Below are 25,652 nucleotides of genomic sequence, written 5' to 3'. Positions count from 1 at the left end.
CCAAACTCCTGCTCAAGGCGGTGCCGGGGAGGAATACTAGGCCCCGACCACCCCATGCTATGTACAGGGGAGAACTCCCGGTGCCAGCTTGAAGGATCGCAGTTACTTTCAATAAGTGAACTCGATAAGGAGGCACACAGTGTTTTTTAGTTTCCGTAAAATTCTTCGCCCCACCAGCCGATCAAGAATTATCGTGTCCAGGTCTGGCATTAGCTACTCCTATCGCTTAGGGCCAGTGCGATACACCCGCAATGCCAACGGCTCACGCACCAAGACCATCCATACACCAGTCAAGGGCCTCACCTACCGGCGCACGCGGCGTCGATAAGCTGCTGCTAACACGCATCTCCTGTGCTCACACGCATTCCCTTCAGGCTTTCTTTGGCCTTGGCAATCTCAGCTTCGGACATCACTCCGATTCGCACATTCGAGGTCATCGATTTTCCTGAAGGAAGGTGTGTTCCCTGCACGGTGATCAACCCATCTCCGGCCACATCCACTTCAATTTTGATTGGTTGACCTTTTGGCAGCGCAGGAATTCCAAGAAGCCGTGCTTCTGAACCAGTAATCACCTCGTTTAAGGCCGGATCTTCTGAGGCAATATCACTGGCTTGCTGGTACAAGGTCAGCTCCACTGCCTGCTGATCATCCTCAAGCGTGAGGTAATGGCGGCACGCCGTCTGAACAAGCGGGATGGTCGTGTTCTGTGCGATCACATGATCAATAAATGGCTCCCCGGTGCTGCTGTCATACACCTTGAACCCGATCGCCTTCGGGATCACATTCAATACCTTCTTGGTAGAAAGTGCTGCCAATTGTGCGGCGTCGATCCCCGATGCTCTGGCATATTCTGCAACAGCGGCTTCTGCAGAATCGGCTCCCTTACCTGCGAGCACCTGCAATTGGCTGATGGTCGCAGAAATCGCCGCCCCCTTCGCGATTGCTAAATCCGGCCCGAAGATCCGCGGTATTAGGCCAGTTGCTCGCTGCACCAGGTCACCTACTGCCGCCATCCTGGAAGAACCACCGACGAGGATTACTTCATCGAATTCAAATCCAGGTTGTTTTGCTTCAAACTGCTTAAACAACCGCTCCATGCACAGTTCTGTGCGCTCTAACAAGGGTGCGGTTAATTGCTCGAATTCCTCGCGCGTTACCTTGATCTTCGCCCGGCTCCCGGTATCGCTTGCAAGCCGCACGGTATAGGCCTGCGCTGCACTGAGTGCCTCTTTGCAGGCCACAGCCTGTTCCTGCAACTTGAGCCGGAACGTCTCATCCGCCTCAGCTTCTTCATCAGATGTTGCTTCTATGAACCTATCCAGCAGGTATTCAGATAACATCCGATCCCAATCGGCACCACCGAGTCGAGCGTCACCATCGGTAGCAACAATGTCGAATACATTGTCTTCACCTCGAACAGCAGTGACATCAAAGGTGCCACCACCGAGGTCATACACCAACAGGTTTTTCCCCTTAAGCGGAGCTTGAGCATCATAGAACAGCGCAGCAGCAACCGGCTCCGGCACCAAATTCAGCACCTCCAGGTTGGCAATCTCACCGGCATTCCGGGTAGCTTCACGTTCCTTCGCACCGAAGTACGCGGGCACAGTGATAACCACGGGGGTTTTCCCAGGGCCGTCTTCTACAAGATCAACTAGAGAGCGAAGAATAAGCGAAGAAATCGACTCCGCAGTGAATTCCTTGCCATGGAATTGCCACCGCCTATCTGTTCCCATCTCCCGCTTGACCAAGCCACTCCCTGAGGATGTACGCCTCGTCCTGGCAGCCATCGCCCAAGAGGTTCTTGAGTCGGGAACTCAAGACTATAGCTTGATGCTGAAAAACCAAGAGGTGGCAGAGCAGCTCGGTTGGACGAAGAAGCGCTTTGATCACAAGTTAGATGGCATCTGTAAATACTTTGCCTCTTTTGGTGTGGGTAACACCGTCGGTGCGAAGGATCTTGCGGCATCAAACCGCCGCATCAAGGTGATCCAACATGCGATCGAGGCAAAGCTCATTACTCGCGCTGATCTGAAACTTGTTCGCCAGGCTCAACAGCAAGCAGGTAACGCCTAGGCGCTGCCGGCTTAGCGCTGCTCGGGCTTGACCATCGGGAACAGCACTGTCTCGCGAATACCCAGGCCGGTTAAGGCCATGAGCAGGCGGTCGATGCCCATGCCGCAGCCGGAGGTGGGCGGCATGCCCTGCTCCATGGCGCTGAGGAAGTCTTCATCCAACACCATGGCCTCGTCGTCGCCGCCTGCGGCCAGGCGTGCTTGATCTTCGAAGCGCTCGCGCTGGATCACGGGATCTACCAGCTCGGAGTAGCCGGTGGCGAGCTCGAAGCCGCGCACGTACAGGTCCCACTTCTCGGTCACACCTGGCTTGGAGCGGTGCTGGCGGGTCAAAGGCGAGGTTTCTACGGGGAAGTCGCGCACGAATACCGGGCCGTAGAGCTGGTCGGCGCAGAGGTGCTCCCAGATCTCCTCGACGAGCTTGCCGTGGCCCCAGCCGCCCTTCTCGGGTACTTCCAGGCCGATTTCCTTGGCAATGCCTTTGAGTTCTTCCACGGAAGATTCCACGGTGACCTCGGGCTGGCCGGGGTGCTTGCGCTGTAGCGCCTCGTTTAAGGAGGGGTACATTTCCATGGTCTTCCACTCGCCGCCGAAGTCGTACTCGGTGCCGTCGGCAAGCGTGACGGTGGTGGAGCCAAAGACTTCCTTGGCAATGAACTGGATCATGTCCTGGTAGAGCTTGGCGCCGTCGTCGTAGGTGCCCCAGGCTTGGTAGGTCTCCAGCATGGCAAATTCGGGCGAGTGGGAGGAATCTACACCCTCGTTGCGGAAGTTGCGGTTGACCTCGAAGACGCGCTCCATGCCGCCAACCACGCAGCGCTTGAGGTAAAGCTCGGGGGCGATGCGCAGGTAGAGGTCGATATCGAGGGCATTGGAGTGCGTCATAAATGGACGCGCCGCGGCACCGCCGTGCAGGGTTTGCAGCATGGGGGTCTCGACCTCGTAGAAGTCCTTGCTTTCGAGGAATTTGCGCAGCGCGCGCATGACCTTGATGCGGGTCATAGCGTTGTTGCGGGCCTGTTCGCGCATGATCAGGTCGGTGTAGCGCTGGCGCACGCGGGTATCTTCGCTGAGATCGGCAAAGGCTACGGGCAGCGGGCGCAGCGCCTTGGAGGCCATGTGCCAGCTTTTCGCCATCACAGAAAGTTCGCCGCGCTTGGAGGCGATGACTCGGCCGCGGATGGAGACGATATCACCAAGGTCTACCAGTTGCTTCCACTGGGCGAGGGCGTCTTCGCCTACCTCTGCGAGAGAAAGCATGGCTTGGATATAGGTGCCGTCGCCTTCTTGAAGCGCAGCAAAGCACAGCTTGCCGGTGTTGCGGATAAACATCACGCGCCCGGCAATGGCTACCTCTACATCGGTTTCATCGCCGGCTTCAAGGTAGGTAACGCCCTCAAGCTGCGCTTCGCCTTCTTCGCGGATTTTGAACTTAGCGCGCAGATCCTTGATGGAGGTGCTGCGGTCTACCTCCACCGGGTAGGCATCGCTGCCCTGCTCGATGAGGCGTTCGCGCTTCTCGCGGCGAATTCTTAGCTGTTCTGGGACGTCGTTTTTCTGCTGGCTCACAGCGTTTAAGGGTAGTGCATGCGACAACGCCTACCAACTAGACTGGTTGGTCTTTTGGGAATAGACGTAGCTGTATTAGTGTTTGCACGGTTAACACCAAACATTTTCCAAGGAGCGAAATATGAAGCTCACCAGCTTCGGCGCACAGGTCATCTATGGCCTCATCGTTGGCGTCATCCTCGGCATCTTTGCCAAGAACATGGGTGATGGCAACTGGCTCGCCACCCTCTTAGACACCATCGGCAGCGATTACGTCAAGCTTCTCAAGCTACTTATTCCCCCACTGGTCATTACCGCCGTGATCACCTCGATCTCGAACCTGCGCCAGGTCACCAACGCCGCAAGGCTTGCGGCAAAAACACTGATCTGGTTTGCCATCACCGCCTTCTTCTCAGTGCTGGCGGGCATCGGCGTGGGCCTGATCTTCAAACCGGGCTTAAGCAGCGGCATCGACGCCAACCCCGAAGCCCCCAGCTCAGTGGGCTCCTGGTGGGCATTCATCAACGGCATTGTTCCCAGCAATATTCTTGGACTCGAGGCAAAAACCAAGCTTGTCGACGACACCGCAAGCACCGGCTTGAGCTTCTCAGTGCTGCAACTGCTGGTTATCTCCATCGCGCTTGGCATCGCAGCGATCAAAGTGGGCGAGAAGGCAGAGCCCTTTATCAACTTCAATAAATCACTGCTCGAAATCATCCAGAAGGTGCTCTGGTGGATCATTCGCCTGGCCCCCATCGGCACCGCAGCCCTGATCGGTACCGCCGTTGCCACCTATGGCTTTGATGCCATGGGCGCACTGGGCAAGTTCGTGCTCACCATCTACGTTGGCCTCGCCATCGTCCTAGGCGTGATCTATCCCCTGGCACTGAAGTTCAACGGCATCTCAGTCATGCACTTCTACCGCAAGGTCTGGCCTGTGACCTCGCTTGGCTTTGTTACCCGCTCCTCCATGGGTGTTATGCCAGTAACGGAGCAAACCACCGAGCGCATGGGCGTGCCCCAGTCCTATGCATCCTTCGCAGTACCCCTTGGTGCCACCACCAAGATGGACGGTTGCGCAGCGGTGTACCCGGCAGCGGCCGCGATCTTTGTATCCCAGTTCTACGGCGTGCCACTGAGCTTTTTCGATTACATCCTGATCGTGCTCGTATCGGTGCTCGGCTCTGCCGCCACCGCCGGCACCACCGGCGCAACGGTGATGCTCACGCTCACCCTCTCTACCCTGGGCCTCCCCCTCGAAGGCGTAGGCCTGCTGCTGGCCATCGAGCCGATCATCGACATGGGCCGCACCGCCGTCAACGTCACCGGCCAGGCACTGGTGCCCGTGATCGTGTCCAAGCGAGAAAAGATCCTCAACCAAGAACAATTCGACCGCGAGGTAGAACCAGTAAGTGCCTAAGCCTCAAGGTTTCTAAAACCAACACCCACCGGGACGCCAGCGCTATCGATTAGCCGCACACCACCAAAATCTGCGGCAATCAATAGCCTGGCGTCTCCCTCATCTGGGGCCTGCCCCATGCTCAAGCTGCGAAGCTCCACGTACTCCGGGCTCACACCAGCGGCATCGAGCACACCCCTTGCAGCCTCAAGCACACGCTCAGGGCCATCCTCTGCGGCATGGGCACCAGCGAGCAGCGCTGCAGAAAGCGCCAGCGCTTGGCTGCGATACTCAGGAGCAACCTGGGCATTACGCAAACTCACCGCCACGCCATCAGGCATACGCACCGTGGGCACCGAATGCACCCGCACATTGATGCGCAGATCCGTCAAGGCCTGCTGGGTACGAACCAGGGCCTCGAAGTCTTTTTCGCCAAAAAAGACATCACTTGGCCCAACCAAATTCACAAGCTGAATACGCCTGGTTACTTCCCTTGCCACATCTGGTTCAAGGCCTTGGATATCTAACACCGTGCGAGTAGAAAGCTCAGGGCTTAAAAGCACCGCATCTACGCCCTCGGCAGCAAAAATCTCATTGGGCTTATCAGCCACCACCACAACCACGCCACGATTCAGACGCTTGGCAGCGCGAATCAACGCCACATGGCCTGCATGAATATCAGCACCCAAGGGCACCAATGCCACCGGGCGGCCTTGTTTGGCAAAGGCACGGCCGAGCATAGCGATCTCGGTTTCGTCGAAAAGCTTGGCCTGGCCAAAAGCAAACACTGGGTTACTCCCCCTGGGCCTTCATCGCCCACAACTCGATCTCACGATTACGAAAAAGCTCAGCACTACGCCTGCTCAGCTCAATAAAAAGACGGCGACGCTCAGGCGATTGAATAGAGTTCAACGCCCGCTGCACCTCCTGCACGCTGCCGGGAGGAGCAAGCAAACCACTCGATTGCTCCATCACCTCCAAGGCCAAATCCGGATTGCCCAGCGCCTCAGTGAAAATTGCGTTGGCCTCCTGGGCCACCACCTGGGTATAGGCAGCAAACTGCTGCGCCACCAACAGGCGCTCACGCTGAGAATCCGGCACAAAGACCACCTGGCCGCCCGTTTCGGCGATGAGCAACTCAGCCACAGTGGCGGTGACCTCATCAGAAGCGCTCACCGCGAAGGTGTTCAAGGTCAGCTCACTCAGAACGAAGCGCATCGAAGAAGCAACGCCGTCTAAATCGCCAAGCGTTACGACCTCTTCCGAAGCCACCATCTGCCCCGCCCGCACCGGAACCACGGGGTTAATCACCAGCTCGGCGCGCTCTAAGCTCACAACCTGGTGGCCTACGGCCTCAAGGCGGTGCAGAAGCTCACCATGGCCGGCAATGCGCATCCGGGGTGCGTTCACCGGCGCTGCCTCTTGAGCAACTCTTCTACAGAAATTGCCTCGGAATGCTCATCGCGACGACGACGCCCATGGCGCACCGGCGCCTCAGGCTCGGGTTCAGGCTCAGGATCCTGCTGCACCTGCACCCACGGCACCGCGTGGAAAGAACCGGTATCGAAGTGGTGAGGCGTTTCAGGCTCCGGCTCTGGTTCTGGCTCTGGCTCTGGTTCGGGCTCTTTGAGCGCTGCTACATCAAACTCATGGGTTTCTTCCTCCGGCAAGAGGAAAGAAGAAATCGGCCCACTTGGGTGCGTTGCCCACTGCGAGGGATAGCCGGGTGTTTCTTCTGCTTCATCCTCGGCTGCTTCTTCTGCAGGTTCAAGCTCATGCACGCGAGTAGCGCGGGCTTCTAGCATGGTGGGCTCTTCAAATAACTGCCCGGTGAGATCTTCTAATTGGAAACGCAGCTCATCTAACTGCGCGCGGATCTCGGCGTAGTACTCGTATTCGCGGTGCTGCTCGAGCTCGCGCTCATAGGCCAATTCCTCTTCAAACTGTGCCCGAGATCGCGCCAGCTCCTCGCGAGCCACGATCGCCTGCTGACGGTAACGAACAACAAGCAATAAGCCCAGCGCAGCGGCCCAAAGCGCGGCCAGCAACGCCAGCTTCAACGCATTGAGGTTGCCGGTGACCATCATCACCACGCTGGCAATGAGCGCCAGCACCACTAAGGCGATGAGAACCTTTTGCCCGTTGTCCTTCTCATTCATGCACTCCAAGTTACCGCACAGTCTCACCCTGCGGCGGCGGTGGCACCGAACAGGCACGCTCCAACCACACCCCCGCAGCGCTCACCGCCACACCACCGAGGGCGGCAGCCACCACGAGCGGGGCATCTTCGCCGGCGGCAACCAATTCCTGGGCCTTGGGCAACACATAGAAAGCCCTGCCAATATAGGCGCCACCAAATAGCGCCCCAGTCCACGCAGAAGCCTTTGCCACCACCAATAATTTCGCCGCGGTGACGGGATTGAGCTGAGAGCGATCCTGGCCCACTGCATCTTCTTCCACGCGCTGACGCACCCGAATGGCAGCAAAGCCCACCACCGCTGCAAGCAACCACAAGGTCATGGCCACCGAGGCCGGCACCGTGGGCATATAGCTATAGAAGAATTTGGTCAAAATCCACATGGCCACCGCGGCGAATACGCCCACGGCAATCAAGGCGGGGATACTACTGCGCTTCATAATGGCTCCACCCGCTCAATGCCTGCACCATCGACCTGCTTGAGCAGCTTGGCAATGGGCTGCTCTGCAAGGGTGGCATCCGGTTGGATCTCAAGCCAGGGCAACAGCACGAAGGCCCGAAGGTGCGCACGCGGATGAGGCAGGATCAGGTGAGGATCCTCTTGACGCACCTCTGCCCCATCAACATGGACCTGGATCATGTCCACATCGAGGGTACGCGGGCCCCAACGCTGCTCACGCACACGGTGAGCCTGCGCTTCTAAGTCCTGGCAGCGCTGCAGCAATTGCTCAGGGCTGCCCTTAAAGCTGATGAGCAGCGCGGCGTTATAAAAGTCTGGCTGATCCACCACACCCCAAGGCGGGGTGCGATACAGCGAGGATGCGCCAAGCACCTGGTTGCCGAAGGCATCGCGCACACCGCGAAGCAAGGCGGGACTATCGCCAATATTGGATCCGATGGATAACAGTGCCTCGGCCATGGCAACCTACCTCCTTGAACGCCGCGCCACCACGGCTACATCGGCAAATTGCAGCGGGATCGGCGCCTGGGGTTTATGGATCTTCACCTCACACGCCATGAGCATGCCAAAGCGCTCCATGGCTGTATCGGCGATCTCTGCCGCCACCGTCTCGATCAAATCCCGAGGGGTGCCACTTAGCACCGCGTGGGCCATTTCTGCGAGCTGCCCATAGTGCACGGTGAGGTTGAGATCATCTTTAGCCGCGGCCTCGCGGCAATCGAGCCAGCAGGTGATATCACAAATAAAGCGCTGGCCTTCTCGGCGCTCGTGCTCGAATACGCCGTGATAGCCAAAGGCCTCTAAACCAGTGAGCTCAATGCGATCAGCCACCGAGACCTCCTTGGGTATTCCAGCAGGCAGCAACATCCACCGCATCGCGAGAAATTGCAACATCGTGCACGCGCACGCACCACACCCCGTGGTGGGCGGCAATCGCTGTGACCGCCGCCGTTGCAGGATCGGCATTTTGCTCCAAACCGCGTGCTTGAGGGATAGCCGCAAGGAAACGCTTGCGAGAAGCCCCTAATAAGATGCGGTGTTCGCGGGCCACAAAGCTCGGCAGCGCATGCAATAGTGCCCAGTTATCCTGCGCTGTTTTGGCAAAGCCCAGCCCAGGATCGAGCACAATATCTTCATTGCGCACACCGGCAGCCAGTGCCGCTTCGATGCGCTCATCTAAGCGTTGGTGTACATCGCGCACCACATCGCCACCGTGATCGGCAGCGCCTGCGGCATCGCCAAAACGAGAGGTATTCCAGTGCATCAGGCACACCGGCACGCCAGCCTCGGCCATGACTTCCAACATGTGTGGATCAGCCAAGCCGCCGGATACGTCATTAATCATGCTCACACCGGCTTCTACCGCGGCCGCGGCAACGCTTGCGCGCATGGTATCTACCGAGGTGACAATGCCTTCTTGGCTTAGCGCCTGGATCACAGGCACCACGCGGCGAAGCTCTAGGTCTGGATCTACTCGGCTTGCCCCCGGGCGGGTGGATTCGCCGCCAACATCAATAATGTCTGCGCCTTGGGCAACAAGCGCTCGGGCGTGCGCTACTGCCTTTTCGGGCTCAAGGTAGCGGCCACCATCGGAGAAGGAATCCTCGGTGACGTTAACAATGCCCATCACCTGCGAACGCATAGCCTCTACCCCTTGATCAGGCTCAGCGCCTCAGCGCGCGAAGCTGCATTGCGTTGGAAGCCTCCGCGCACCGCCGAGGTGGTGGTGGTAGCGCCTGGCTTTCTAATGCCACGCATGGCCATGCACAGGTGCTCACATTCGATCACCACGATCACCGAGTGCGCCTGGAGTTTTTCTACCAGCGCATCGGCAACCTGGGAGGTGAGCCGCTCTTGTACCTGGGGGCGCTTGGCGTAGAGATCAACCAAGCGGGCGAGCTTGGAAAGGCCAGTGACCTTGCCGCTCTCGCCGGGGATATAGCCAATGTGCGCTACTCCATAGAAGGGCACGAGGTGGTGCTCGCAGGTGGAATAGATGGGAATATCGCGCACCAGCACCAGCTCACGGTGATCCTCCGAGAAGGTCTTAGACAAGACTTCGGTGGGATCAACGTGCAGTCCGGCAAACATCTCCGCATACGCTCGCGCCACGCGAGCCGGGGTTTCTTGCAGCCCTTCGCGGTCTGGGTCCTCGCCAACAGCCAGTAGCAATTCGCGCACGGCAGCTTCGGCGCGGGCGTGGTCGATGCTCAATTACTGCTCCTTTTTGTCTTCGGGCAGCTCAATAACTTCGGTGGCGTCATCGGCAGGTGATTCCTCCACCGCGCGGTGACGTCCCGATTCATTATCGGGGCGCTCATGCTCAGGCAAACGGAAGCCGATTTCTTCTTTCGGCTCGTAGCGCTCGGGGCGCTGAATATCTCCCAGATGGGAGGCATCGGCCTGGGGATAGTTCTTCATCCCAGGGTGCTCCGAGGGCTTGGGCTGCTCTTGTTGCTGCGGCGGCCATCCCGGTGCCTGCCAATTTGCCGGAGGCGGGGTGCCACCATAGCGCTGCTCGGCCACGGCCGGGCCTTGGGCCGGTGCCACAGGAGAGGCCTGCTTATTCTTTTCTGCCAATTCAGCTTCTCGACGAGCCCTGGCCGCCTTCGAAGCCTCCAACAGGGAGAAGGGCTTGGGTGGCTCTTCGCCACGTTCGATAGCCAGCTCGGTGGGGGTCTTCACCGGCTCGCGGCCGATCTGGCGGCTAAAGCGCACGTCTTGGCCGGGGAAGACCTCGCCTACCTCTTCAGGCTCAATATCTTCAAAGAGCGCCTCAAGATCAGGCCTGCGCAGCGTTTCTTTTTCCAGCAGCTTCGCAGCCAGGCGATCCAGGTGATCGCGGTGACGCTCAAGAATGGCATAGGCACGCTCATGGGCCTTATTCAGCAGATACTGCATCTCTGCGTCGATCTTGGCCGCCATCTCGGGCGAGTACTCCAAGGAACCGCCGCTACCGCGACCAGAGAAGGGATCGCCCTGCTCCTCGCCGTACTTGACCATGCCCAGTGCAGGTGACATGCCATATTCGGTCACCATTGCGCGGGCGATCTTGGTGGCCTGCTCAATATCGGCCGAAGCACCCGTGGTGGGTTCGCCAAAGACCAGTTCTTCTGCCGCACGGCCACCCATGGCAAAGACGAGTCGGGCGAAGAGCTCATCGCGGTTATACATGCCCTTATCGTCTTCGGCAGCAGTCATGGCGTGCCCGCCTGTGCGACCACGGGCCAAGATGGTGACCTTGTACACGCGCTCGATATTCTTCAGAGCCCAGGCGGCAAGCGTGTGGCCGCCCTCGTGGTAGGCAGTGACCTTCTTTTCCTTCTCGGAAATCACCTTCGAGCTACGACGAGGCCCGCCGATCACGCGGTCGGTAGCTTCTTCCAAAGCATCGGCGGTAATGACGTTGCCACCGATGCGCGCCGTTAGCAGCGCTGCCTCGTTTAGTACGTTGGCCAGGTCTGCACCGGACATGCCGGCGGTACGGCGAGCCAGGGCCGTTAGGTCGGCGTCGGCAGCCAATGGCTTGCCCTTGGCGTGCACTTTAAGAATCTGCTCGCGGCCTTTCAGGTCCGGGTTGCCAACGGGGATCTGGCGGTCGAAGCGGCCCGGGCGCAGCAAGGCGGGATCCAGAATATCGGGGCGGTTGGTAGCGGCCATGAGGATCACGCCTTCGCGATCACCAAAGCCGTCCATCTCTACCAGCAATTGGTTGAGGGTCTGCTCGCGCTCGTCGTGGCCACCACCCATGCCGGAGCCACGCTGGCGGCCCACGGCATCAATTTCATCCACGAAGATGATGCAGGGGGAATTCTCGCGAGCCTGCTTGAACAGGTCGCGCACACGCGAGGCGCCCACACCAACGAACATCTCTACAAAGTCGGAACCAGAGATGGAATAGAAGGGCACTCCGGCTTCACCGGCAACTGCGCGTGCAAGCAGCGTCTTACCGGTACCGGGCGGGCCGTAGAGCAAAACGCCGCGAGGAATTTTGGCGCCCAGTTCTTCATAGCGGGAGGGATCTTGGAGGAAGTCCTTGATCTCGTGCAGCTCATCTACTGCCTCTTCTGCACCTGCAACATCGGCGAAGGTGTTGGTGGGCATGTCTTTATTGAGCTCTTTGGCACGAGAATTACCCATACCAAACATGCCCATGCCGCTGCCCTGCATGCGAGAGAACATGAACATCAGCAGACCAAAGACGATGAGCATGGGCAGGATATAGCCAGCCATCGAAAGCAGGAAGGATTCCTGGGTGACGTTGGTGCTGTATTTTTCTGCCTCTGAGCCTTCGACCTTGCTAAAGATCTCCGGTGCTGTACGCGCCGGATACTTGGTCATGATCTGCTCGACGTCTTGCTTGCCATCTACCTCGATTGGCTTATCCAAGGTGATGCGGAGACGCTGTTCGCGGTCGTCGATCTCTACGTCTTTGACGTTGTGATCATCGAGTTGGCGAATAGCTACAGAGGTATCAACGGGCTGATAACCGCGCGCGTCATTGCCAAGCAGGGCAAAAACGTACAGTGCCATGAGCACCGCCGCGGCCACCAAGCCGTACTGCAGGATCTTCTTGTTTTTCATGCACTACCGACGCGCACGCATGCGTCGGCCCTTTCTTGGGTGTAGTTACTTCGACACTGAATCTAACGCCTCAATGGGCCGAAGTGTTCCGGGTGTTTAGGGTTCATATACGCTGCGGCGCAAGCTGCCCACGAAGGGCAAATCGCGGTAGCGCTCTGCAAAGTCCAGCCCGTAGCCAATGAGGAATTCATTGGGTAGGTCAAAACCGATATCCATGAAATCCACGCGGGCCTTGACGGCCTCGGGCTTTCTCAGCAGTGAGATCACTTCGAGGCTCTTTGGCCTGCGGCCTTTAAGGTTGCGCATCAGCCAAGACAAGGTGAGCCCGGAATCGATCACGTCTTCTACCACGAGCACGTTGCGGCCTTCGATATCGCGATCGAGGTCTTTGAGGATGCGCACCACACCCGAGGAGGAAGAAGCATTGCCATAAGAACTCACGGCCATGAATTCCACCTGGGAGGGGATGCGAAGAGCACGTGCTAGGTCGGTGATGAAAAATACCGCGCCCTTGAGCACGCCAACCAAGATGAGGTCTTCTTCCTCGTCCTGGTAGCGATCCGAGATCGCATCGGCCATCTCTTGGATCCGTGCCTTGAGTTGCTCTTCACTGACCAACACGGCTTCGACATCATCGCCGTAGGGGTTATCGGGGACATCGAAGTCCATCGTGTCGTGCATGATTACCTTTCTGATCTTTCCAACCAAAGTGTGCCATCTTTGCGCACTAACGCCAACCTATTTCCCACGTTCACCGCCCCCTGACCGTGCCAATTGCACAATAAATCCTCGGCAGCGTCCAGATGGGCTTTCTTCACCTCCACACCAGCCTGCAATAACATCGAGGCGATCGCCCGCCTGCGCACTGCGCTGGGGACTGTTTGGAGCTCATCTACCTTTTGCGCCCACTGCGTAAGCGCTTGCTCATCTCGGGCCTGCTCTGCGGCCGCGGCAGCCAAAGCGGCCACCGCATCGCCCCCGATGAGTGCCGATAGTGCCGGCATCACCTCTTCGCGGATGGCTACCCGGCGCGAGGTGCTGGCGTTATTTAAGGGGTCATTCCAAAAGGGCAAATCCAGTTCTATGCAGGCACCTACGGTATCGGCCCTGCTTAACGCCAAAAAGGGCCGCCAGAGGCGCACCTGGCCAAGGGTTCTCCACTCGGGCATGCCCACGGCCTTGCCACGAAGTGCACTCAGCAGCAGCGTTTCTGCTTGATCATCGCGGCTATGGCCTACTGCGAGCACCCCACTATCGCGGCTGGCTTTTTCTAAAGCCTCATAGCGCGCCTTTCGCGCCTGGGCTTCAAGGCCTTTACCTTTTGCTACTTCCACCTGCAAGATCCTGGGTGTTGCCCCCAGAGCAGCGGCTTGTTCGGCTGCCCTTTTGGCCACGGCGGTTGAATCGGGGTGGAGTTGGTGATCCACGCACAGGGCTGTTACTTCTGCACCTTCTGCGCGAAGCGCTGCCACGAGGGCAAGGGAATCTGGGCCTCCGGAAAGGCCCACGGCAACGCGTTTGGGTGTGGGGCGCGTGGCGCGTCGACAAGCTAAAAAGTGGGGGCTGTGATCTGGCCAGAACATTAGGAATCACGCAGGGCGCTGGCGATCTCATCCATCTTGCGGCGCGCCCCATCAACGTCTGCGCCATTGGAGATCATGCCGAAGCTGATCATGTGGCCACTTTCGCTTGGCACCACGCCGGCAAGGGCGGCCACTTTGGTTAAGGTGCCGGTTTTGGCACGCACCCAGCCTCGGCCGTCGAGTCCACCAAAACGATCGGCAAGGGTGCCATTAGCCCCGGCGATGGGCAAGGTGGCAAGCAATGGGCGTAGTTGCTCACCGCCTGCGGCTTCGGTGGCGATCTGAGAAAGCAGACGCGCGGGGATGCGATTATCAAGGCTCAAACCGCAGTTATCCACTAATTGCACCCCGGAGATATCCATCCCCGCCTCGCTGAGCACCTCCAGCGTTGCAGCCTGGGGTGCTGCCGGATCGAGTTCCCTGGCAATGGCCTCTGCCATCACGTTGTCGGAATCTTCCATCATCGCACTGATGCGGGTGTCTAAGGCCGGCGATTGGCTGGTGGCGATCACTTCGCCTTCGGCTGCGTCGGTGTAGCCGAAGGTGCCTGCGCCTAAGGTTTGCGCCAGAGTCTTGGCCACGTCTAAGGCAGGGTTGTGGCTGCGAGGCACATCACCGCTGCTTGCACCGACGCGACCTTGGTTAATCATCAGTGACTCCAAGGGTGCCACGTAGCCGCCGTCGATATCCTCGGGGTTCCAGCCGGGCAAAATTTTCTCGCCCGGCCAGGCGGAAGTATCTACCAGCACCGAATTCACTGTGGGCATCTGCTGCTGGATTTGTGTGGCTAGTGCAACGATGCGCTCGGTGTTGAACCACACATCGCCGCTGCCTTCGATCACGATGGAATCTTCGCCGGTTTTCAGCACCTTGGTTTCGATCACATCATCCGGGCCCAGCTTGAGCAAGGCTGCCGCCGCGGTGAGCATTTTGGTTGAAGATGCCGGCACCATCGCTTCTTGGGCATTGGATTCAAAGAGCACCTCGCCGGTGCTGACATCGACGATGCTCAGCCCAAAGCTGCCAAGCGCTGAGTCTTGAGCCAATTTGGCCACCTGGCTATTGAGGTTGAGCTCTGCTGGGCTGCCCAGTGTTTCCATCGCGGCTTGGGGTGCGGCGATCTGTGCGGGAGGGTCTACTTGCAGGGCGTTTTGCTGGCTAATCCACAGCCCTGCACCTGCCGTTAAGGCCACCACTACGCCTGCTGTGAGCAAGGACGTCCACCACTGAGCTTTCTTCATCGGATAACACCTTAGCGCTCGGCTACAATGGTTGGAGCATTTTGTATGACGATCAAGGAAAAAGGAGCGCTCATGAGCGTCGAAGTCACCATCGAGATCCCTAAGGGTTCACGCAACAAGTACGAAGTGGACCACGAGACGGGCAAGGTGTACCTGGACCGTTACCTCTTTACCCCGATGGCCTATCCCCTAGACTATGGCTTTATCGACCACACCCTCGGCGAGGACGGCGATCCGCTCGACGCCCTGGTGATCCTGCCTGAGCCCGTGTTCCCCGGTGTGATTGTCAAGGCTCGCCCCCTTGGCGTGTTCAAGATGACCGATGAGGCCGGCGGCGACGATAAGTTGCTCTGCGTGATCGACGATCCTCGCTACGACCACCTCCAGGACATCGACGATGTTTCCGCATTCCTGCGCGATGAGGTTGAGCACTTCTTCGTGCACTACAAGGATCTGGAGCCCAATAAGGAAGTCACCGGTTCCGGCTGGGGCAACAAGGAAGAGGCAGAAAAGATCCACCAGGAAGCTATTGAACGGTTCGGTGCCTAAGATGCGCGAAGTTTCCGTTGAAGAAGTTCCTGAGGATGCTCAGCTCATCGACTGCCGCGAGGTAGATGAGTTTGCCGAGGTGCATGCCAAGCAGGCCAAGAACATCCCCATGAGCGAGTTCACCTCGCACGTGGAGGAACTTGATCAAAGCCGCGATATCTACGTCATCTGCAAGGCAGGTGGCCGCAGCGCCCGCGTGATCGAATACCTCGCAGCGCGCGATATTGAAGCCATCAACGTTGCAGGCGGCACCGACGCCTGGATCGCCGCAGGGCTACCCACGGCCTAAAAAAAACCCGCCGGAAGGCGGGTTTTTTTCCATTAGTCGCCGATCTGATCTCGGCCGCGCATCACGATATTGGGGTCCGGCTCGCCAACCAAGTCATAGTCTTTGTTGGTGTAGTCGAACTTGTTCAAGATGTAGCGCATGGCATTAATGCGGGCGCGCTTCTTATCGTTGGAGCGGATCGTGATCCAGGGCGACTCATCGGTGTCGGTGTAACGGAACTGTTCTTCCTTGGCGCGGGTGTAATCATCCCACTTATCCAAAGAGGCAATATCCATGGGCGAAAGTTTCCACTGGCGCACTGGATCCACCTGGCGGATGGCAAAGCGGGTGCGCTGTTCCTTCTGGCTCACAGAGAACCAGAACTTGGTCAGCGAAATGCCAGAACCCAAGATCATGTTCTCCAGCATGGGCACCTCACGCAGGAATTCTGCGTGCTGGGATTCGGTGCAAAAACCCATCACGCGCTCCACACCTGAGCGGTTGTACCAGGAGCGGTCGAAAAAGACGATCTCTCCTGCTGCCGGGAAGTGCTGGATATAGCGCTGGAAGTACCAGGAGGTGGACTCGCGCGGCGAGGGCTTTTCTAGCGCCACGGTACGGGCACCACGGGGGTTGAGGTGCTCATTGAAGCGCTTAATGGTGCCACCCTTGCCGGCAGCATCGCGGCCTTCGAACAAGATGATGTGGCGCTGGCCGGTGTCTTTGGTCCAGTTCTGCCACTTCAGCAGCTCGATTTGCAGCGCGCGCTTCACATGTTCGTACTCATCGCGCGTCATGCGCTCTTGATACGGATAATTTTCTTTCCACGTCTCGACCGGGCGCCCATCGGGGGCCAAGAGAACCGGATCGTCCTCATCGGTATCGTCCACGGTATAACCCTCCGTGGCCGCAAGATCGATGACTGGAAGCTCGCCACTGTCTTCGCTCATACCCCCGATAATAGCGCCTTAGCCCAGCCTCTTTTCCCTAAAACCGGGGTATTTTCGCCCCAGCGCACCCTCCCCTGCCCCCGTAGGCACCCCCAAACCCAAAAACTCCCCGGCGAGTGCCGGGGAGTGCTGGCTTGCTGGGCTTGCTGGGCTTAGAAGCCCATGCCGCCCATCTCGTCTGCACCAGGCATTGCCGGTGCTGCGGGCTCGGGCTTATCGGCTACCACTGCCTCGGTGGTGAGGAACAGGGCTGCGATGGAGGCTGCGTTTTGCAGTGCGGAGCGGGTGACCTTAACCGGGTCGTTGATGCCGGCATCCATGAGGTCAACGTACTCGCCGGTGGCGGCGTTGAGGCCTTCGCCTGCGGGCAGGTTGGATACCTTGTCGGCTACCACACCGGGCTCAAGGCCGGCGTTGAAGGCGATCTGCTTCAGCGGTGCAGACAGTGCTTCGCGCACGATCTTCACGCCGGTTGCTTCATCGCCGGCAAGGTCAAGATCGCCGTCGAGCACGTGGGCTGCCTGGAGCAGGGCCACGCCACCGCCGGCAACGATGCCTTCTTCCACGGCTGCCTTTGCGTTGCGCACGGCGTCTTCGATGCGGTGCTTGCGCTCTTTGAGCTCAACTTCGGTGGCTGCGCCAACCTTGATCACTGCAACGCCGCCGGCGAGCTTGGCCAGGCGCTCTTGGAGCTTCTCGCGGTCGTACTCGGAATCGGAGTTCTCGATCTCGGCGCGGATCTGGTTCACGCGGCCTTCGATCTGGGCTGCATCGCCAGCGCCTTCGACGATGGTGGTGTCGTCCTTGGTTACAACAACCTTGCGGGCGCGGCCGAGCAGCGGCAGGTCGGCGGTTTCAAGGGAGAGGCCAACTTCTTCGGAGATAACCTGGCCGCCGGTGAGGATGGCCATGTCCTGCAGTTGTGCCTTGCGGCGATCGCCGAAGCCGGGTGCCTTGACGGCCACGGACTTGAAGGTGCCGCGGATCTTGTTCACCACGAGGGTAGACAGTGCTTCGCCTTCGACGTCCTCGGCGATGATCAGCAGCGGCTTGGAGGTCTGCATGACCTTCTCCAGCAGCGGCAGCAGTTCCTTGATGTTGGAGATCTTGCTGGATACCAGCAGGATGTAGGGATCCTCGAGCACGGCTTCGAGGCGCTCCATATCGGTGGCGAAGTAGCCGGAGATGTAGCCCTTATCAAAGCGCATACCCTCGGTGACTTCGAGGTCCACACCAAAGGTGTTGGACTCTTCAACGGTGATAACCGATTCCTTGTTCAGCTTGCCGCCGCCTACTGCGTACATGGCCTTGGCAATCTGGGCACCGATAGCCGGGTCGGCTGCGGAAATACCTGCGGTGGCAGCGATCTGCTCTTCGGTTTCTACTTCCTTGGCACCGGAAAGCAGTTGCTCGGTGACCTTGGATACGGCCTGCTCGATGCCGCGCTTAATGCCCATGGGGTTGGAGCCTGCGGCTACGTTACGCAGACCTTCGCGCACGAGTGCCTGTGCCAGGACGGTAGCGGTGGTGGTGCCGTCGCCTGCTACGTCGTCGGTCTTTTTGGCTACTTCCTTAACCAGCTCGGCGCCGATCTTTTCATAGGGATCTTCGAGCTCAATTTCGCGAGCGATGGAAACGCCGTCGTTGGTGATGGTGGGCGCACCCCAGCTCTTTTCCAACACTACGTTGCGACCCTTGGGGCCAAGGGTGACCTTCACGGCATCGGCGAGGGTGTTGAGGCCTCGCTCGAGTCCGCGACGTGCTTCCTCATCAAAGGCAATCATCTTTGCCATGTGTTTTTGTGCTCCTTGTTTTTGTTCAAAGACGACACTCACGTCTATCGATCGCTACGTAGCGCCCGCGACGGCGTCGGCTGGCTGAGTGTGCGCCAACCTCACTCGTAGTTGTTGGCACTCGGCTAACCCAAGTGCTAAATCCGTTCTAGCAGTCGCACCCCTTGAGTGCAAGCAACGTTCGCTGGCAGCAGACACGACCTACACTGGCCACCATGAGCCATTCAATCGAAACAATCAAAGACGCCATCTTTGCTCAGCGCGAGCGCGTATTCGAGCAGCTACGACAGCTCACTTCCTATCACTCTGTACATTCCAGCCCTGCCGATGCCGAAGATCATGCCCACGCCTGCGAGTGGGTGCGCGATGCCCTTACTGAGGCAGGCCTGGACGTCACCGTCTACCCCAGCAACGCCCCCACCGTCATTGGCCGCAAGGAGGCCAAAAATGGCGCGCCTACCGTTTTGCTCTATAGCCACTACGACGTGGTTCCTGCGGGCGATCCCAAGGCCTGGATCACGCCCGCTACCGAGCTCACTGAGCGCGATGGCCGCTGGTATGCCCGCGGCGCAGCGGATTGCAAGGGCAACCTGGTCATGCACCTAGCCGCCCTGCGAGAGGTTGGCGATACCGATCTGGGCATCACCTTCCTGGTGGAAGGTTCAGAGGAAATGGGTGGCGAGGAGCTTTCAGCGCTGATCCAATCGCAGCCGGAGTTGTTTAAGGCCGACGTGATCCTCATTGCCGATTCCGGCAATGCTGAGGTGGGAGAGCCAACGCTTACCACCTCGCTTCGCGGCGGCGCGCAGATCACCGTCAAGGTCGACACCCTCCAAGCCCCGGTCCACTCGGGCAGCTTTGGCGGTGCGGCTCCTGATGCCACCGCAGCGCTGATCCGCACGCTCGATTCGCTCAAGGATGCCTCGGGCGCCATCCAGGTGGATGGGCTCGATACCACCCAGCACTTTGAGGGCGCTTCCTATGATCCCGAGACCTTCCGCGCAGATGCCGGCGTGCTAGATGGGGTGGATCTGCTTGGCAGCGATAACCCCGCTGACCTGGTATGGGCGCGCCCTGCGATTAGCATTACCGGCTTTAGCTCCACTCCCGTTGCCGAGGCCGTCAATGCCGTGCCCGCTACAGCTCAGGCCCGCCTGAATCTGCGTGTGCCTCCGGGAATGGATGCCCGCGATGCGGCCGAGAAGGTGGTGGAGCACCTGCAGGCTCATGTGCCTTGGCATGCGCGCATTGAGTGCGAGATTGCCGATGTAAATAATCCCTTCTCCACCGATATTTCCGGCCCGGCGCTAACCCTGCTGAGCAAGTGCTTGCGCGCCGCCTATGGCGCCGAAAAGACCACGGTTGTCGGTTCCGGTGGCTCGATTCCGCTGTGTTCGGAGCTTATCGACGTCAACCCCAGCGCCGAATTGGCGCTGTATGGAGTGGAGGAACCCTTGTGCAAGATCCACTCCCCCAATGAGTCGGTGGATCCCAACGAGATTCTGCACATCGCCACCGCCGAGGCGGCCTTCCTGCGTCATCTCTAATACCCCCGCACAGGGGGTGACTCGCGCCACACACTTGCAGTGGCGTGGGTCATTTTCTATCTTGAATTCCGTGACCTACATCATTTCCCTTCTCGCAGCGCTCCTCGCGGCCGTAGTGGCCAAGCGAGTGCTTTGGGCTACGTACCCTCAAGCGGGAAATTAGGACCGACTCCCCGCTTCGAGGGGAGTGGCCGTTAAACACCAAGGCAACAGAGTCAGTCCACAGTTATCCACCACAACTGATTGGACCAAAGAAAATGATGTTCACCCAAACTCGCACCCAAGATCCATTTGCCGCTCGTTTTGGCAAAGAACTGCCCACCGGCCTGCGAGAACAAGCACAAGGTATTTCCTGGGCTACTTTCTCGGATACCTTCGCCCCCATCGCCGATCTGCGCATCCGCATCACGGAAGTTGAAACGCTGCCCGGCACCTTAAAAAATTTCCACATCACCTTGCTCAACAACACCGAGCAGGGCTTGCAGGAAGAAAGCCACTGCATCCGCAGCAGCGGAGCTGCCATGGCTTGCACCCAATTGCTGGCCGATCGAGGCCGCCGCATTGAGATGCTGCGCTTCCACCAATGCCAGATCTTCGAATCCACCGTCACCTTCATCCTGGCAGGCAACGACATCCACACCCGCTGGGCCATGGGCTTTGGCGGCAGCCCCGAGCAATCTATTGCCGCCGCCTTGAGCACCGCCGGGGAATTACTTTATGGATCGCGCAGCTAGCCCCAGCCAACCAAAGGCCGCGTAGCCTGCGATGGCGATGAGGCCAACGCACACAAAGAGCAGATTCAAAGGCTCGTGCATGAAGGCCTCCCCTCGTATCCTTTGGGCCAGATCCGGAGCCAATGCCTTATTCACGGTGGGCAGAAGCCAGAGGCAGAGCAGCACGATGGAGCAAAAAAGCAGCGCCTGGGACACCACCCAACGGCGCCAGCCATGAAAGCGATAGGCGAGTTCGTCGACAAGCAAGATGAATCCCGCTGCAGCCGGGGCCACCCAAACCCAGTGGTGGTACCAGGCAAATGGCGAAATCAGACAAGCGGCAAAACCGCAAAGTGCCAGTGCAAAAGCCATGTGATCATGGCGGATCGCCCAATAGGATGCGAGCGCGCTAAGCGCCAGCACCAGCAGACTCAAAGCCAGCCACAGCCAGGGGCTATGGGCATCGAAGACGCGGATGAGCACCGATTGCAGCGATTGAGCCCCAGGGTTGGTGTGCTCGCCTACACGGGAAGAATCACTGATGGCGTGAGTCCAAAAACGGCTCGCATCGCGCACAAAGATCAAACCGAGCACCACGGTGGCGGCGAAGGTAGCAAGCGCTACGCCCAAAGCTCGCCAACGGCGCTGGAGTACAAAAAGCAGCAAAAACAGCGCAGGGGTGAGCTTCAAACCGGCCGCAAGGCCCACACCGATACCTGCCCAGCGGTGCTCGCGGGGCAAAAAGTCGAGGGCGATCAGCGCCATGAGCAGCAGATTAATTTGCCCATAGTAGAAGTTTGCGCGGATCGGCTCCGAGGCAAACATGGCGGTGGCAAAGCTCAAGGAGGCAATAAATAGCAGCGGAGTACATTCGCGCCTGCGAGAAAACACCATGAGCACCACTGCAAAAAGCGCAAAGAAATTCAGCGTCTGCCAAGCAATGGTGAGCAGTTGCGGATCTAGCCGATAAAAAGGCGAGAACACCAGACCTGCAAAAGGCGGGTAGGTAAAGGGCAGATCCTTCACAAAAGGCCCCGCATAGAGCGGCTGATGCTCGGCTACGGCCTTGCCACCTAAGGTATAGACCTCCAGATCCACCGGCATCCACTTATTAATCTGCTTTTCCGCCGGGATATAGGATTCGCGAACCAGCACCTTAAAGGCCACCAAAGTGCTCAGCACCAGCAGCAAAGGCGCAGAAAGTAGTGGGCCTTTATCCTTGAGCACTGGCGCGCACTTCCGCAATGGACTGATCTACCACGGCCTGCCAAGATCCACTTTGCTGATACAGCGCACGCTGGCGCTGATAGGGCGCGCCCTGATCCACGATGGTATTAACCAGCAGCAATTCTTCCTCGCAGCCAAGGCGCTTGGCCGTGGGCAGCAAAGTGCTTACCAGCTCGCGCAGCTCATCGCTTACCAGGTGCTCATCGGTATCGCGGGAAGTCACCACAATGGCATCGAGGCCGTAGCGAGCCGCACGCCACTTATTTTCAGCCACATGCCAAGGCTGGAGCACCGTGACCTCTTCGCCGCGAGCTAAAGCCTGATCCAGGTACACCACCAGGCAGTGGGTCAGGGCGACCAGGGCTGCCATCTCTTCTAATTTTGGAGCGGCATCGGATACGCGAACCTCAATGGTGCCCCATTTGCCCGCCGGGCGGATATCAAAGTGCATGGAGCCGGTGTGGCTGATCACCCCGGAGCGATCCTGATCCACCATGAAGTCTTCCCACTCGCCCCAGCTTTGGAATTGATAGGGCATGCCGGCGGTGGGCAGTTGCTGGTAGAGCATGGTGCGATTGGAGGCATAGCCGGTATCTAAGCCTTCCCAACCGGGAGAAGATGCACTAAGCGCCAAAAGGTGGGGATAGTACGTCATGAGCGCATTGATGATCGGCCAAACGCGATCTTTATCGCTAATGCCCACATGCACATGCAGGCCCCAAATCAGCATTTGGGTGCCCCAGAACTGCGTGCGCTCGATAATCTCGTTGTAGTGCCCCTTCTCCCCCACTTTTTGCTCTGCGGATTTAGCAAAGGGGTGAGAACCAGAACTCCACAAGGCCACTTCCTGCTCGTCGGCGGCCTCAAGCAGGGCCTGCAAGCCACGGCGCAAGGCGGCAATGGCCTCGGCGGTGTTCTTGCACACCGGGGTGACGATCTCCACGGTATTGGCCAGGAACTCATGCTCGAACTGCACCTCGGGGTCAATGGCGCTGGCGCGCTCGATTAACTCCTTGGCGGCGGGGATGAGGTCGCGGGTGTGTGGGTCTGCGATGGCAAGTTCCCATTCCACCCCGAGGGTTGGTTCCGGAGAGGCATGAAAGGCCTGGGCCATGAGTAGCCCCTTTCCTAGTGGTGCGTGCTCAAACTCTAAAGGTGCAAATGTTTAGGGAATATTCTTGGCCAACACCAACACGAGGGCATTGGGATCACTGGCAGGCCCGCCCGCTTGAGCTACGCCACCGACGCGGTCGGCGAGCTCTCGAGCTGACTGCTCAGCACCGGGATTCTGGGGGTTAAAGTACACGGTGTTTTGGGGCAAGACGGCATCGGAGAAGTTACCCACCTCGCCTTTTTGCCAGCCCTCTGCGGCCAAGGTATTGGCCACGTCGGCAGCCATGCCCTGCACGGTGGAGTTATTCAGCACCGTTACCTGCTTCACCGGCTGCGCCTGCTCGGTGGGTTCCGGCGATTGCTGCGGCTGCTCGGCTTCTTCGCTCTGCTGCTGCGTCTGCGTTGGCTCTTGGGTTTGTTCCACCTGGGTGGGCTCGACTTCTGCCACGGTGTCTTCTTCGGAGTTGGCGGCATAGATGCCCCAAGCCACGAGTAGCACTGCCACGGCGATCAGAATCATGGCGAGGCCACGCAAAGGGAGGGAGCGTTGCGTGGGTTCGGCGTCTTCGAGGCGGTGGGCGCCACCTTGGTATTCAGATTGCTCAGTCACGCTTGTTCATCCTAGCGTTTGCTCTTGTATCTCGAATTCTGCGAAGCCGCGCACTGAGGCTGGGAAAGCGCTGCATCACAGCGGGCTGGTCAATAGCCACGTTGAGCTGTTGATAATAACGGATCGGCGAGATACCGAAGGTTGCCACGATGGCATCTTCTTTGGCACCTGCGCTTCGAGGTGCCTGCGCTTCAAACTCCAACAGTGCTAGCTGGTGTTGAATTAGTTCGGCATCACTCATGCCTACACTGTAGGGCATGACTGTTCGAGCAATCGTGATCTGCGGCGACCCGGTGCTACATAACCCCACCGAGCCTGTAAGCGAGCCAGCAAGTGAGTTATCCCAGCTCATCGCCGATATGTTTGAGACGATGGAGGCAGCCCACGGCGTTGGTCTGGCCGCGAATCAAATTGGCGTAAACAAGCGCCTGTTTGTATATAACTGCCCCGATGATGAAGGCCACCTGCATCGCGGCTGCATTATTAACCCCACGCTCGAAACTTCCGAGATCCCAGAGACCATGCCTGAAACTGATGGCAGCGATGATGAGGGCTGCCTCTCGCTTCCTGGCGAAAGTTTCCCCACCGGCCGCGCGCAGTGGGCCAAGGTCAGCGGCCTGGATCAGGATGGCAACCCCATTGAGGTAGAGGGCACGGGCTTTTTGGCGCGCTGTTTCCAGCACGAGGTTGGCCACCTCGACGGCTATGTGTACACCGATGTGCTGATTGGCCGCAATGCCCGCAAGGCTAAAAAGACCATCAAGCGCAATGGTTGGACCGAGGCTGGGCAGACCTGGACTCCCGGCATTGATCCCGATCCCTTCGGCTGGGACGAGTAGTGTCGCGCATTTTCCGCTCCGATGAGGTTGCCCCCGGCGACCGGGTGGTGGTTCGCAGGAGCCACAATGACGTCATCGGCCATGTGCAGCACATCGATGAAAGCGGCATTGCTATTCGCCCGCAAAAAGTGGGCGGCTTTGTCTCGAGCCTGCCGGAGGTGTGGATTCCCAGCGAGGATGCACTGATTATTAAGCGGCTAAGCCCGCGCACGGTGCGAAACCGCGATATCCGCGCCATTGAGCTAGCCACCGCCAAGGCTTTTCCGGGCATTGAACACACCTGGTGTGGCCAGTGGTTGCTTCGTGCAGGTGATGGCATTACTGAGCGCTCCAATTCTGCAGCGCCCCTTGGCCCCTCGGCGATGTTTGAGCCGGTGCCGGTGGATGAGATTCGTGCCTTTTATGCACGCCATCAGCTTCCCGCCCGCATCTTGATCCCCGAGCGCATTGCTAAGCCGGCGGAGGCCTTGGTGCAAGACCATGAGCTTGGCCCGGAGATTGTGGTGATGCTGCGCCAGCTTGATGCCATTAGGCCGGTGGCACTTGAGGGTTTTGAGTTCAGGATTGATGATCAGCCGGATGCCGAGTGGTTGCAGATGTATCACTTCCGCGGCAAGCCGCTTCCCGCCCATGCGCTTGAATTGTTGCGCACCCGCATCGATGGCCAGATGGGGTTTGGCAGGTTGGTGCACCAGGGAGAAACAGTGGCGATTACCCGAGGCACCATTAGTGATCACTACCTGGGGTATTCGGCGGTGGAGGTAAAGCAAGCTTTTCGACGCCGCGGCCTCGGCACCGCACTGGGGCAACAAATGTTGGCCTGGGGTCAAGCTCATGGCGCCACCCAAGCCTATTTGCAGGTGATCGCTTCGAATGAGGCGGGCATTCGCTTGTATAGAAAATTGGGCTTCGAAGAACACCACCGACACCGTTACGCCACATTGTCCTAAAGTATT

At 58.8% G+C, this 25,652-nt stretch carries 29 protein-coding genes; 9 read left to right on the top strand and 20 right to left on the bottom strand.

Translation table 11 applies throughout. The features are described from left to right. Positions 1-139 precede the first annotated feature (139 nt). Positions 140-328, top strand: coding sequence for a DUF4236 domain-containing protein (locus tag CPPEL_RS01555; protein ID WP_164470343.1), 189 nt, complete (start codon positions 140-142; stop codon positions 326-328). A gap of 7 nt (positions 329-335) precedes the next feature. On the opposite strand, the gene CPPEL_RS01550 is transcribed toward CPPEL_RS01555, so the two are convergent. Further along, a complete protein-coding gene (locus tag CPPEL_RS01550) occupies positions 336-1,751 on the bottom strand; it encodes an Hsp70 family protein (RefSeq protein WP_245990473.1) in 1,416 nt (471 codons plus the stop codon). Between CPPEL_RS01550 and CPPEL_RS01545 the strand changes: the two genes are divergently transcribed. Beyond that, positions 1,744-2,076: a hypothetical protein gene (locus tag CPPEL_RS01545; RefSeq protein ID WP_123959492.1), complete on the top strand. Its 333-nt coding sequence runs from the start codon at positions 1,744-1,746 to the stop codon at positions 2,074-2,076. The two genes, CPPEL_RS01550 and CPPEL_RS01545, sit on opposite strands and share 8 nt — an antisense overlap. 11 nt (positions 2,077-2,087) lie before the next feature. Here the strand turns inward: CPPEL_RS01545 and lysS are convergent, their stop codons facing one another. Continuing rightward, the gene (gene lysS, locus CPPEL_RS01540) at positions 2,088-3,644 is read right to left on the bottom strand and encodes a lysine--tRNA ligase (protein ID WP_123959491.1); all 1,557 of its coding nucleotides are present in this window, start codon (positions 3,642-3,644) and stop codon (positions 2,088-2,090) included. 121 nt (positions 3,645-3,765) lie between these two features. On the opposite strand from lysS, the gene CPPEL_RS01535 reads away from it, so the two are divergent. Next, positions 3,766-5,043 carry a dicarboxylate/amino acid:cation symporter gene (locus CPPEL_RS01535; protein WP_123959490.1) on the top strand — a complete coding sequence of 426 codons (1,278 nt, stop codon included), beginning with the start codon at positions 3,766-3,768 and terminating at the stop codon, positions 5,041-5,043. Here the strand turns inward: CPPEL_RS01535 and CPPEL_RS01530 are convergent. The 12 genes from CPPEL_RS01530 to dacB form a co-directional block, all read right to left on the bottom strand. After that, entirely contained in the window at positions 5,040-5,810 is a 771-nt protein-coding gene (locus tag CPPEL_RS01530; protein ID WP_123959489.1) for a pantoate--beta-alanine ligase, read from the bottom strand. The genes CPPEL_RS01535 and CPPEL_RS01530 overlap by 4 nt on opposite strands. 4 nt (positions 5,811-5,814) lie before the next feature. After that, complete coding sequence (locus CPPEL_RS01525; protein ID WP_123959488.1) at positions 5,815-6,432, bottom strand: 6PGD fold domain-containing protein; 618 nt, start codon at positions 6,430-6,432, stop codon at positions 5,815-5,817. Then, positions 6,429-7,181: a DUF6779 domain-containing protein gene (locus tag CPPEL_RS01520; RefSeq protein ID WP_245990472.1), complete on the bottom strand. Its 753-nt coding sequence runs from the start codon at positions 7,179-7,181 to the stop codon at positions 6,429-6,431. Before CPPEL_RS01520 ends, CPPEL_RS01525 begins: the two co-directional genes overlap by 4 nt. A 10-nt stretch (positions 7,182-7,191) precedes the next feature. Next, entirely contained in the window at positions 7,192-7,659 is a 468-nt protein-coding gene (locus tag CPPEL_RS01515) for a DUF3180 domain-containing protein (RefSeq protein ID WP_123959486.1), read from the bottom strand. After that, positions 7,656-8,138: a 2-amino-4-hydroxy-6-hydroxymethyldihydropteridine diphosphokinase gene (folK, locus tag CPPEL_RS01510; RefSeq protein WP_123959485.1), complete on the bottom strand. Its 483-nt coding sequence runs from the start codon at positions 8,136-8,138 to the stop codon at positions 7,656-7,658. The genes CPPEL_RS01515 and folK overlap by 4 nt, the downstream gene beginning before the upstream one ends. A 6-nt stretch (positions 8,139-8,144) precedes the next feature. Then, complete coding sequence (gene folB / locus CPPEL_RS01505; RefSeq protein WP_123959484.1) at positions 8,145-8,510, bottom strand: dihydroneopterin aldolase; 366 nt, start codon at positions 8,508-8,510, stop codon at positions 8,145-8,147. Further along, positions 8,503-9,321: a dihydropteroate synthase gene (gene folP / locus CPPEL_RS01500; protein ID WP_123959483.1), complete on the bottom strand. Its 819-nt coding sequence runs from the start codon at positions 9,319-9,321 to the stop codon at positions 8,503-8,505. Before folP ends, folB begins: the two co-directional genes overlap by 8 nt. A 5-nt stretch (positions 9,322-9,326) precedes the next feature. After that, positions 9,327-9,893, bottom strand: a complete 567-nt coding sequence (folE, locus tag CPPEL_RS01495; RefSeq protein WP_123959482.1) for a GTP cyclohydrolase I FolE — start codon at positions 9,891-9,893, stop codon at positions 9,327-9,329. Continuing rightward, on the bottom strand, positions 9,894-12,263 hold the full coding sequence (gene ftsH / locus CPPEL_RS01490) for an ATP-dependent zinc metalloprotease FtsH (RefSeq protein ID WP_123959481.1): 2,370 nt from the start codon (positions 12,261-12,263) through the stop codon (positions 9,894-9,896). 96 nt (positions 12,264-12,359) lie between these two features. Further along, entirely contained in the window at positions 12,360-12,944 is a 585-nt protein-coding gene (hpt, locus tag CPPEL_RS01485; RefSeq protein ID WP_123959480.1) for a hypoxanthine phosphoribosyltransferase, read from the bottom strand. Positions 12,945-12,946: 2 nt separating this feature from the next. Beyond that, positions 12,947-13,846 (bottom strand): tRNA lysidine(34) synthetase TilS, encoded by a 900-nt coding sequence (gene tilS / locus CPPEL_RS01480; protein WP_123959479.1) that lies wholly within the window; start codon positions 13,844-13,846, stop codon positions 12,947-12,949. Then, complete coding sequence (dacB, locus tag CPPEL_RS01475) at positions 13,846-15,087, bottom strand: D-alanyl-D-alanine carboxypeptidase/D-alanyl-D-alanine endopeptidase (RefSeq protein WP_123959478.1); 1,242 nt, start codon at positions 15,085-15,087, stop codon at positions 13,846-13,848. Before dacB ends, tilS begins: the two co-directional genes overlap by 1 nt. A gap of 72 nt (positions 15,088-15,159) precedes the next feature. Here dacB and CPPEL_RS01470 point away from each other — a divergent pair, with 72 nt between their 5' ends. Both CPPEL_RS01470 and CPPEL_RS01465 read left to right on the top strand, forming a co-directional pair. Next, complete coding sequence (locus tag CPPEL_RS01470) at positions 15,160-15,636, top strand: inorganic diphosphatase (protein WP_123959476.1); 477 nt, start codon at positions 15,160-15,162, stop codon at positions 15,634-15,636. A 1-nt stretch (position 15,637) separates the two neighbouring features. Continuing rightward, on the top strand, positions 15,638-15,925 hold the full coding sequence (locus CPPEL_RS01465; protein ID WP_164470342.1) for a rhodanese-like domain-containing protein: 288 nt from the start codon (positions 15,638-15,640) through the stop codon (positions 15,923-15,925). A 32-nt stretch (positions 15,926-15,957) separates the two neighbouring features. On the opposite strand, the gene ppk2 is transcribed toward CPPEL_RS01465, so the two are convergent. Next, positions 15,958-16,854 carry a polyphosphate kinase 2 gene (gene ppk2, locus CPPEL_RS01460; RefSeq protein WP_123959472.1) on the bottom strand — a complete coding sequence of 299 codons (897 nt, stop codon included), beginning with the start codon at positions 16,852-16,854 and terminating at the stop codon, positions 15,958-15,960. A 152-nt stretch (positions 16,855-17,006) separates the two neighbouring features. After that, complete coding sequence (groL, locus tag CPPEL_RS01455) at positions 17,007-18,647, bottom strand: chaperonin GroEL (protein WP_123959470.1); 1,641 nt, start codon at positions 18,645-18,647, stop codon at positions 17,007-17,009. Positions 18,648-18,862: 215 nt separating this feature from the next. On the opposite strand from groL, the gene CPPEL_RS01450 reads away from it, so the two are divergent. Both CPPEL_RS01450 and CPPEL_RS01445 read left to right on the top strand, forming a co-directional pair. Further along, positions 18,863-20,194, top strand: coding sequence for a dipeptidase (locus tag CPPEL_RS01450; RefSeq protein WP_123959468.1), 1,332 nt, complete (start codon positions 18,863-18,865; stop codon positions 20,192-20,194). A gap of 257 nt (positions 20,195-20,451) precedes the next feature. Next, positions 20,452-20,928: an acetyl-CoA acetyltransferase gene (locus CPPEL_RS01445; protein ID WP_123959466.1), complete on the top strand. Its 477-nt coding sequence runs from the start codon at positions 20,452-20,454 to the stop codon at positions 20,926-20,928. On the opposite strand, the gene CPPEL_RS01440 is transcribed toward CPPEL_RS01445, so the two are convergent. The 4 genes from CPPEL_RS01440 to CPPEL_RS01425 are packed head-to-tail and all read right to left on the bottom strand — an operon-like array spanning position 20,905 to position 24,116. Beyond that, positions 20,905-22,134 carry a glycosyltransferase 87 family protein gene (locus CPPEL_RS01440; protein ID WP_123959464.1) on the bottom strand — a complete coding sequence of 410 codons (1,230 nt, stop codon included), beginning with the start codon at positions 22,132-22,134 and terminating at the stop codon, positions 20,905-20,907. The two genes, CPPEL_RS01445 and CPPEL_RS01440, sit on opposite strands and share 24 nt — an antisense overlap. After that, positions 22,121-23,248, bottom strand: a complete 1,128-nt coding sequence (locus CPPEL_RS01435) for a glutamate--cysteine ligase (RefSeq protein ID WP_123959462.1) — start codon at positions 23,246-23,248, stop codon at positions 22,121-22,123. Before CPPEL_RS01435 ends, CPPEL_RS01440 begins: the two co-directional genes overlap by 14 nt. A gap of 51 nt (positions 23,249-23,299) precedes the next feature. Beyond that, positions 23,300-23,857, bottom strand: coding sequence for a LytR C-terminal domain-containing protein (locus CPPEL_RS01430; RefSeq protein ID WP_123959460.1), 558 nt, complete (start codon positions 23,855-23,857; stop codon positions 23,300-23,302). Then, entirely contained in the window at positions 23,850-24,116 is a 267-nt protein-coding gene (locus CPPEL_RS01425) for a DUF3263 domain-containing protein (RefSeq protein WP_123959458.1), read from the bottom strand. The genes CPPEL_RS01430 and CPPEL_RS01425 overlap by 8 nt, the downstream gene beginning before the upstream one ends. On the opposite strand from CPPEL_RS01425, the gene CPPEL_RS01420 reads away from it, so the two are divergent. After that, a complete protein-coding gene (locus CPPEL_RS01420) occupies positions 24,115-24,696 on the top strand; it encodes a peptide deformylase (RefSeq protein ID WP_123959456.1) in 582 nt (193 codons plus the stop codon). The genes CPPEL_RS01425 and CPPEL_RS01420 overlap by 2 nt on opposite strands. Next, a complete protein-coding gene (locus tag CPPEL_RS01415; protein ID WP_123959454.1) occupies positions 24,696-25,646 on the top strand; it encodes an N-acetylglutamate synthase, CG3035 family in 951 nt (316 codons plus the stop codon). Before CPPEL_RS01420 ends, CPPEL_RS01415 begins: the two co-directional genes overlap by 1 nt. Positions 25,647-25,652 lie beyond the last annotated feature (6 nt).

The organism is Corynebacterium pseudopelargi (assembly GCF_003814005.1).
GTDB lineage: Bacteria > Actinomycetota > Actinomycetes > Mycobacteriales > Mycobacteriaceae > Corynebacterium > Corynebacterium pseudopelargi.
Note: the sequence above shows the minus strand (reverse complement) of the source record. Positions and strands in the feature narration are given on the sequence as shown.

Coding starts and splice junctions, on each gene's coding strand:
- CPPEL_RS01535 (WP_123959490.1), top strand. CDS start 3,766: ATGAAGCTCACCAGCTTCGGCGCACAGGTCATCTATGGCCTCATCGTT.
- CPPEL_RS01520 (WP_245990472.1), bottom strand. CDS start 7,181: ATGAATGAGAAGGACAACGGGCAAAAGGTTCTCATCGCCTTAGTGGTG.
- CPPEL_RS01515 (WP_123959486.1), bottom strand. CDS start 7,659: ATGAAGCGCAGTAGTATCCCCGCCTTGATTGCCGTGGGCGTATTCGCC.
- folK (WP_123959485.1), bottom strand. CDS start 8,138: ATGGCCGAGGCACTGTTATCCATCGGATCCAATATTGGCGATAGTCCC.
- folP (WP_123959483.1), bottom strand. CDS start 9,321: ATGCGTTCGCAGGTGATGGGCATTGTTAACGTCACCGAGGATTCCTTC.
- ftsH (WP_123959481.1), bottom strand. CDS start 12,263: ATGAAAAACAAGAAGATCCTGCAGTACGGCTTGGTGGCCGCGGCGGTG.
- hpt (WP_123959480.1), bottom strand. CDS start 12,944: ATGCACGACACGATGGACTTCGATGTCCCCGATAACCCCTACGGCGAT.
- tilS (WP_123959479.1), bottom strand. CDS start 13,846: ATGTTCTGGCCAGATCACAGCCCCCACTTTTTAGCTTGTCGACGCGCC.
- dacB (WP_123959478.1), bottom strand. CDS start 15,087: ATGAAGAAAGCTCAGTGGTGGACGTCCTTGCTCACAGCAGGCGTAGTG.
- CPPEL_RS01470 (WP_123959476.1), top strand. CDS start 15,160: ATGAGCGTCGAAGTCACCATCGAGATCCCTAAGGGTTCACGCAACAAG.
- CPPEL_RS01465 (WP_164470342.1), top strand. CDS start 15,638: ATGCGCGAAGTTTCCGTTGAAGAAGTTCCTGAGGATGCTCAGCTCATC.
- ppk2 (WP_123959472.1), bottom strand. CDS start 16,854: ATGAGCGAAGACAGTGGCGAGCTTCCAGTCATCGATCTTGCGGCCACG.
- groL (WP_123959470.1), bottom strand. CDS start 18,647: ATGGCAAAGATGATTGCCTTTGATGAGGAAGCACGTCGCGGACTCGAG.
- CPPEL_RS01450 (WP_123959468.1), top strand. CDS start 18,863: ATGAGCCATTCAATCGAAACAATCAAAGACGCCATCTTTGCTCAGCGC.
- CPPEL_RS01445 (WP_123959466.1), top strand. CDS start 20,452: ATGATGTTCACCCAAACTCGCACCCAAGATCCATTTGCCGCTCGTTTT.
- CPPEL_RS01435 (WP_123959462.1), bottom strand. CDS start 23,248: ATGGCCCAGGCCTTTCATGCCTCTCCGGAACCAACCCTCGGGGTGGAA.
- CPPEL_RS01420 (WP_123959456.1), top strand. CDS start 24,115: ATGACTGTTCGAGCAATCGTGATCTGCGGCGACCCGGTGCTACATAAC.
- CPPEL_RS01425 (WP_123959458.1), bottom strand. CDS start 24,116: ATGCCCTACAGTGTAGGCATGAGTGATGCCGAACTAATTCAACACCAG.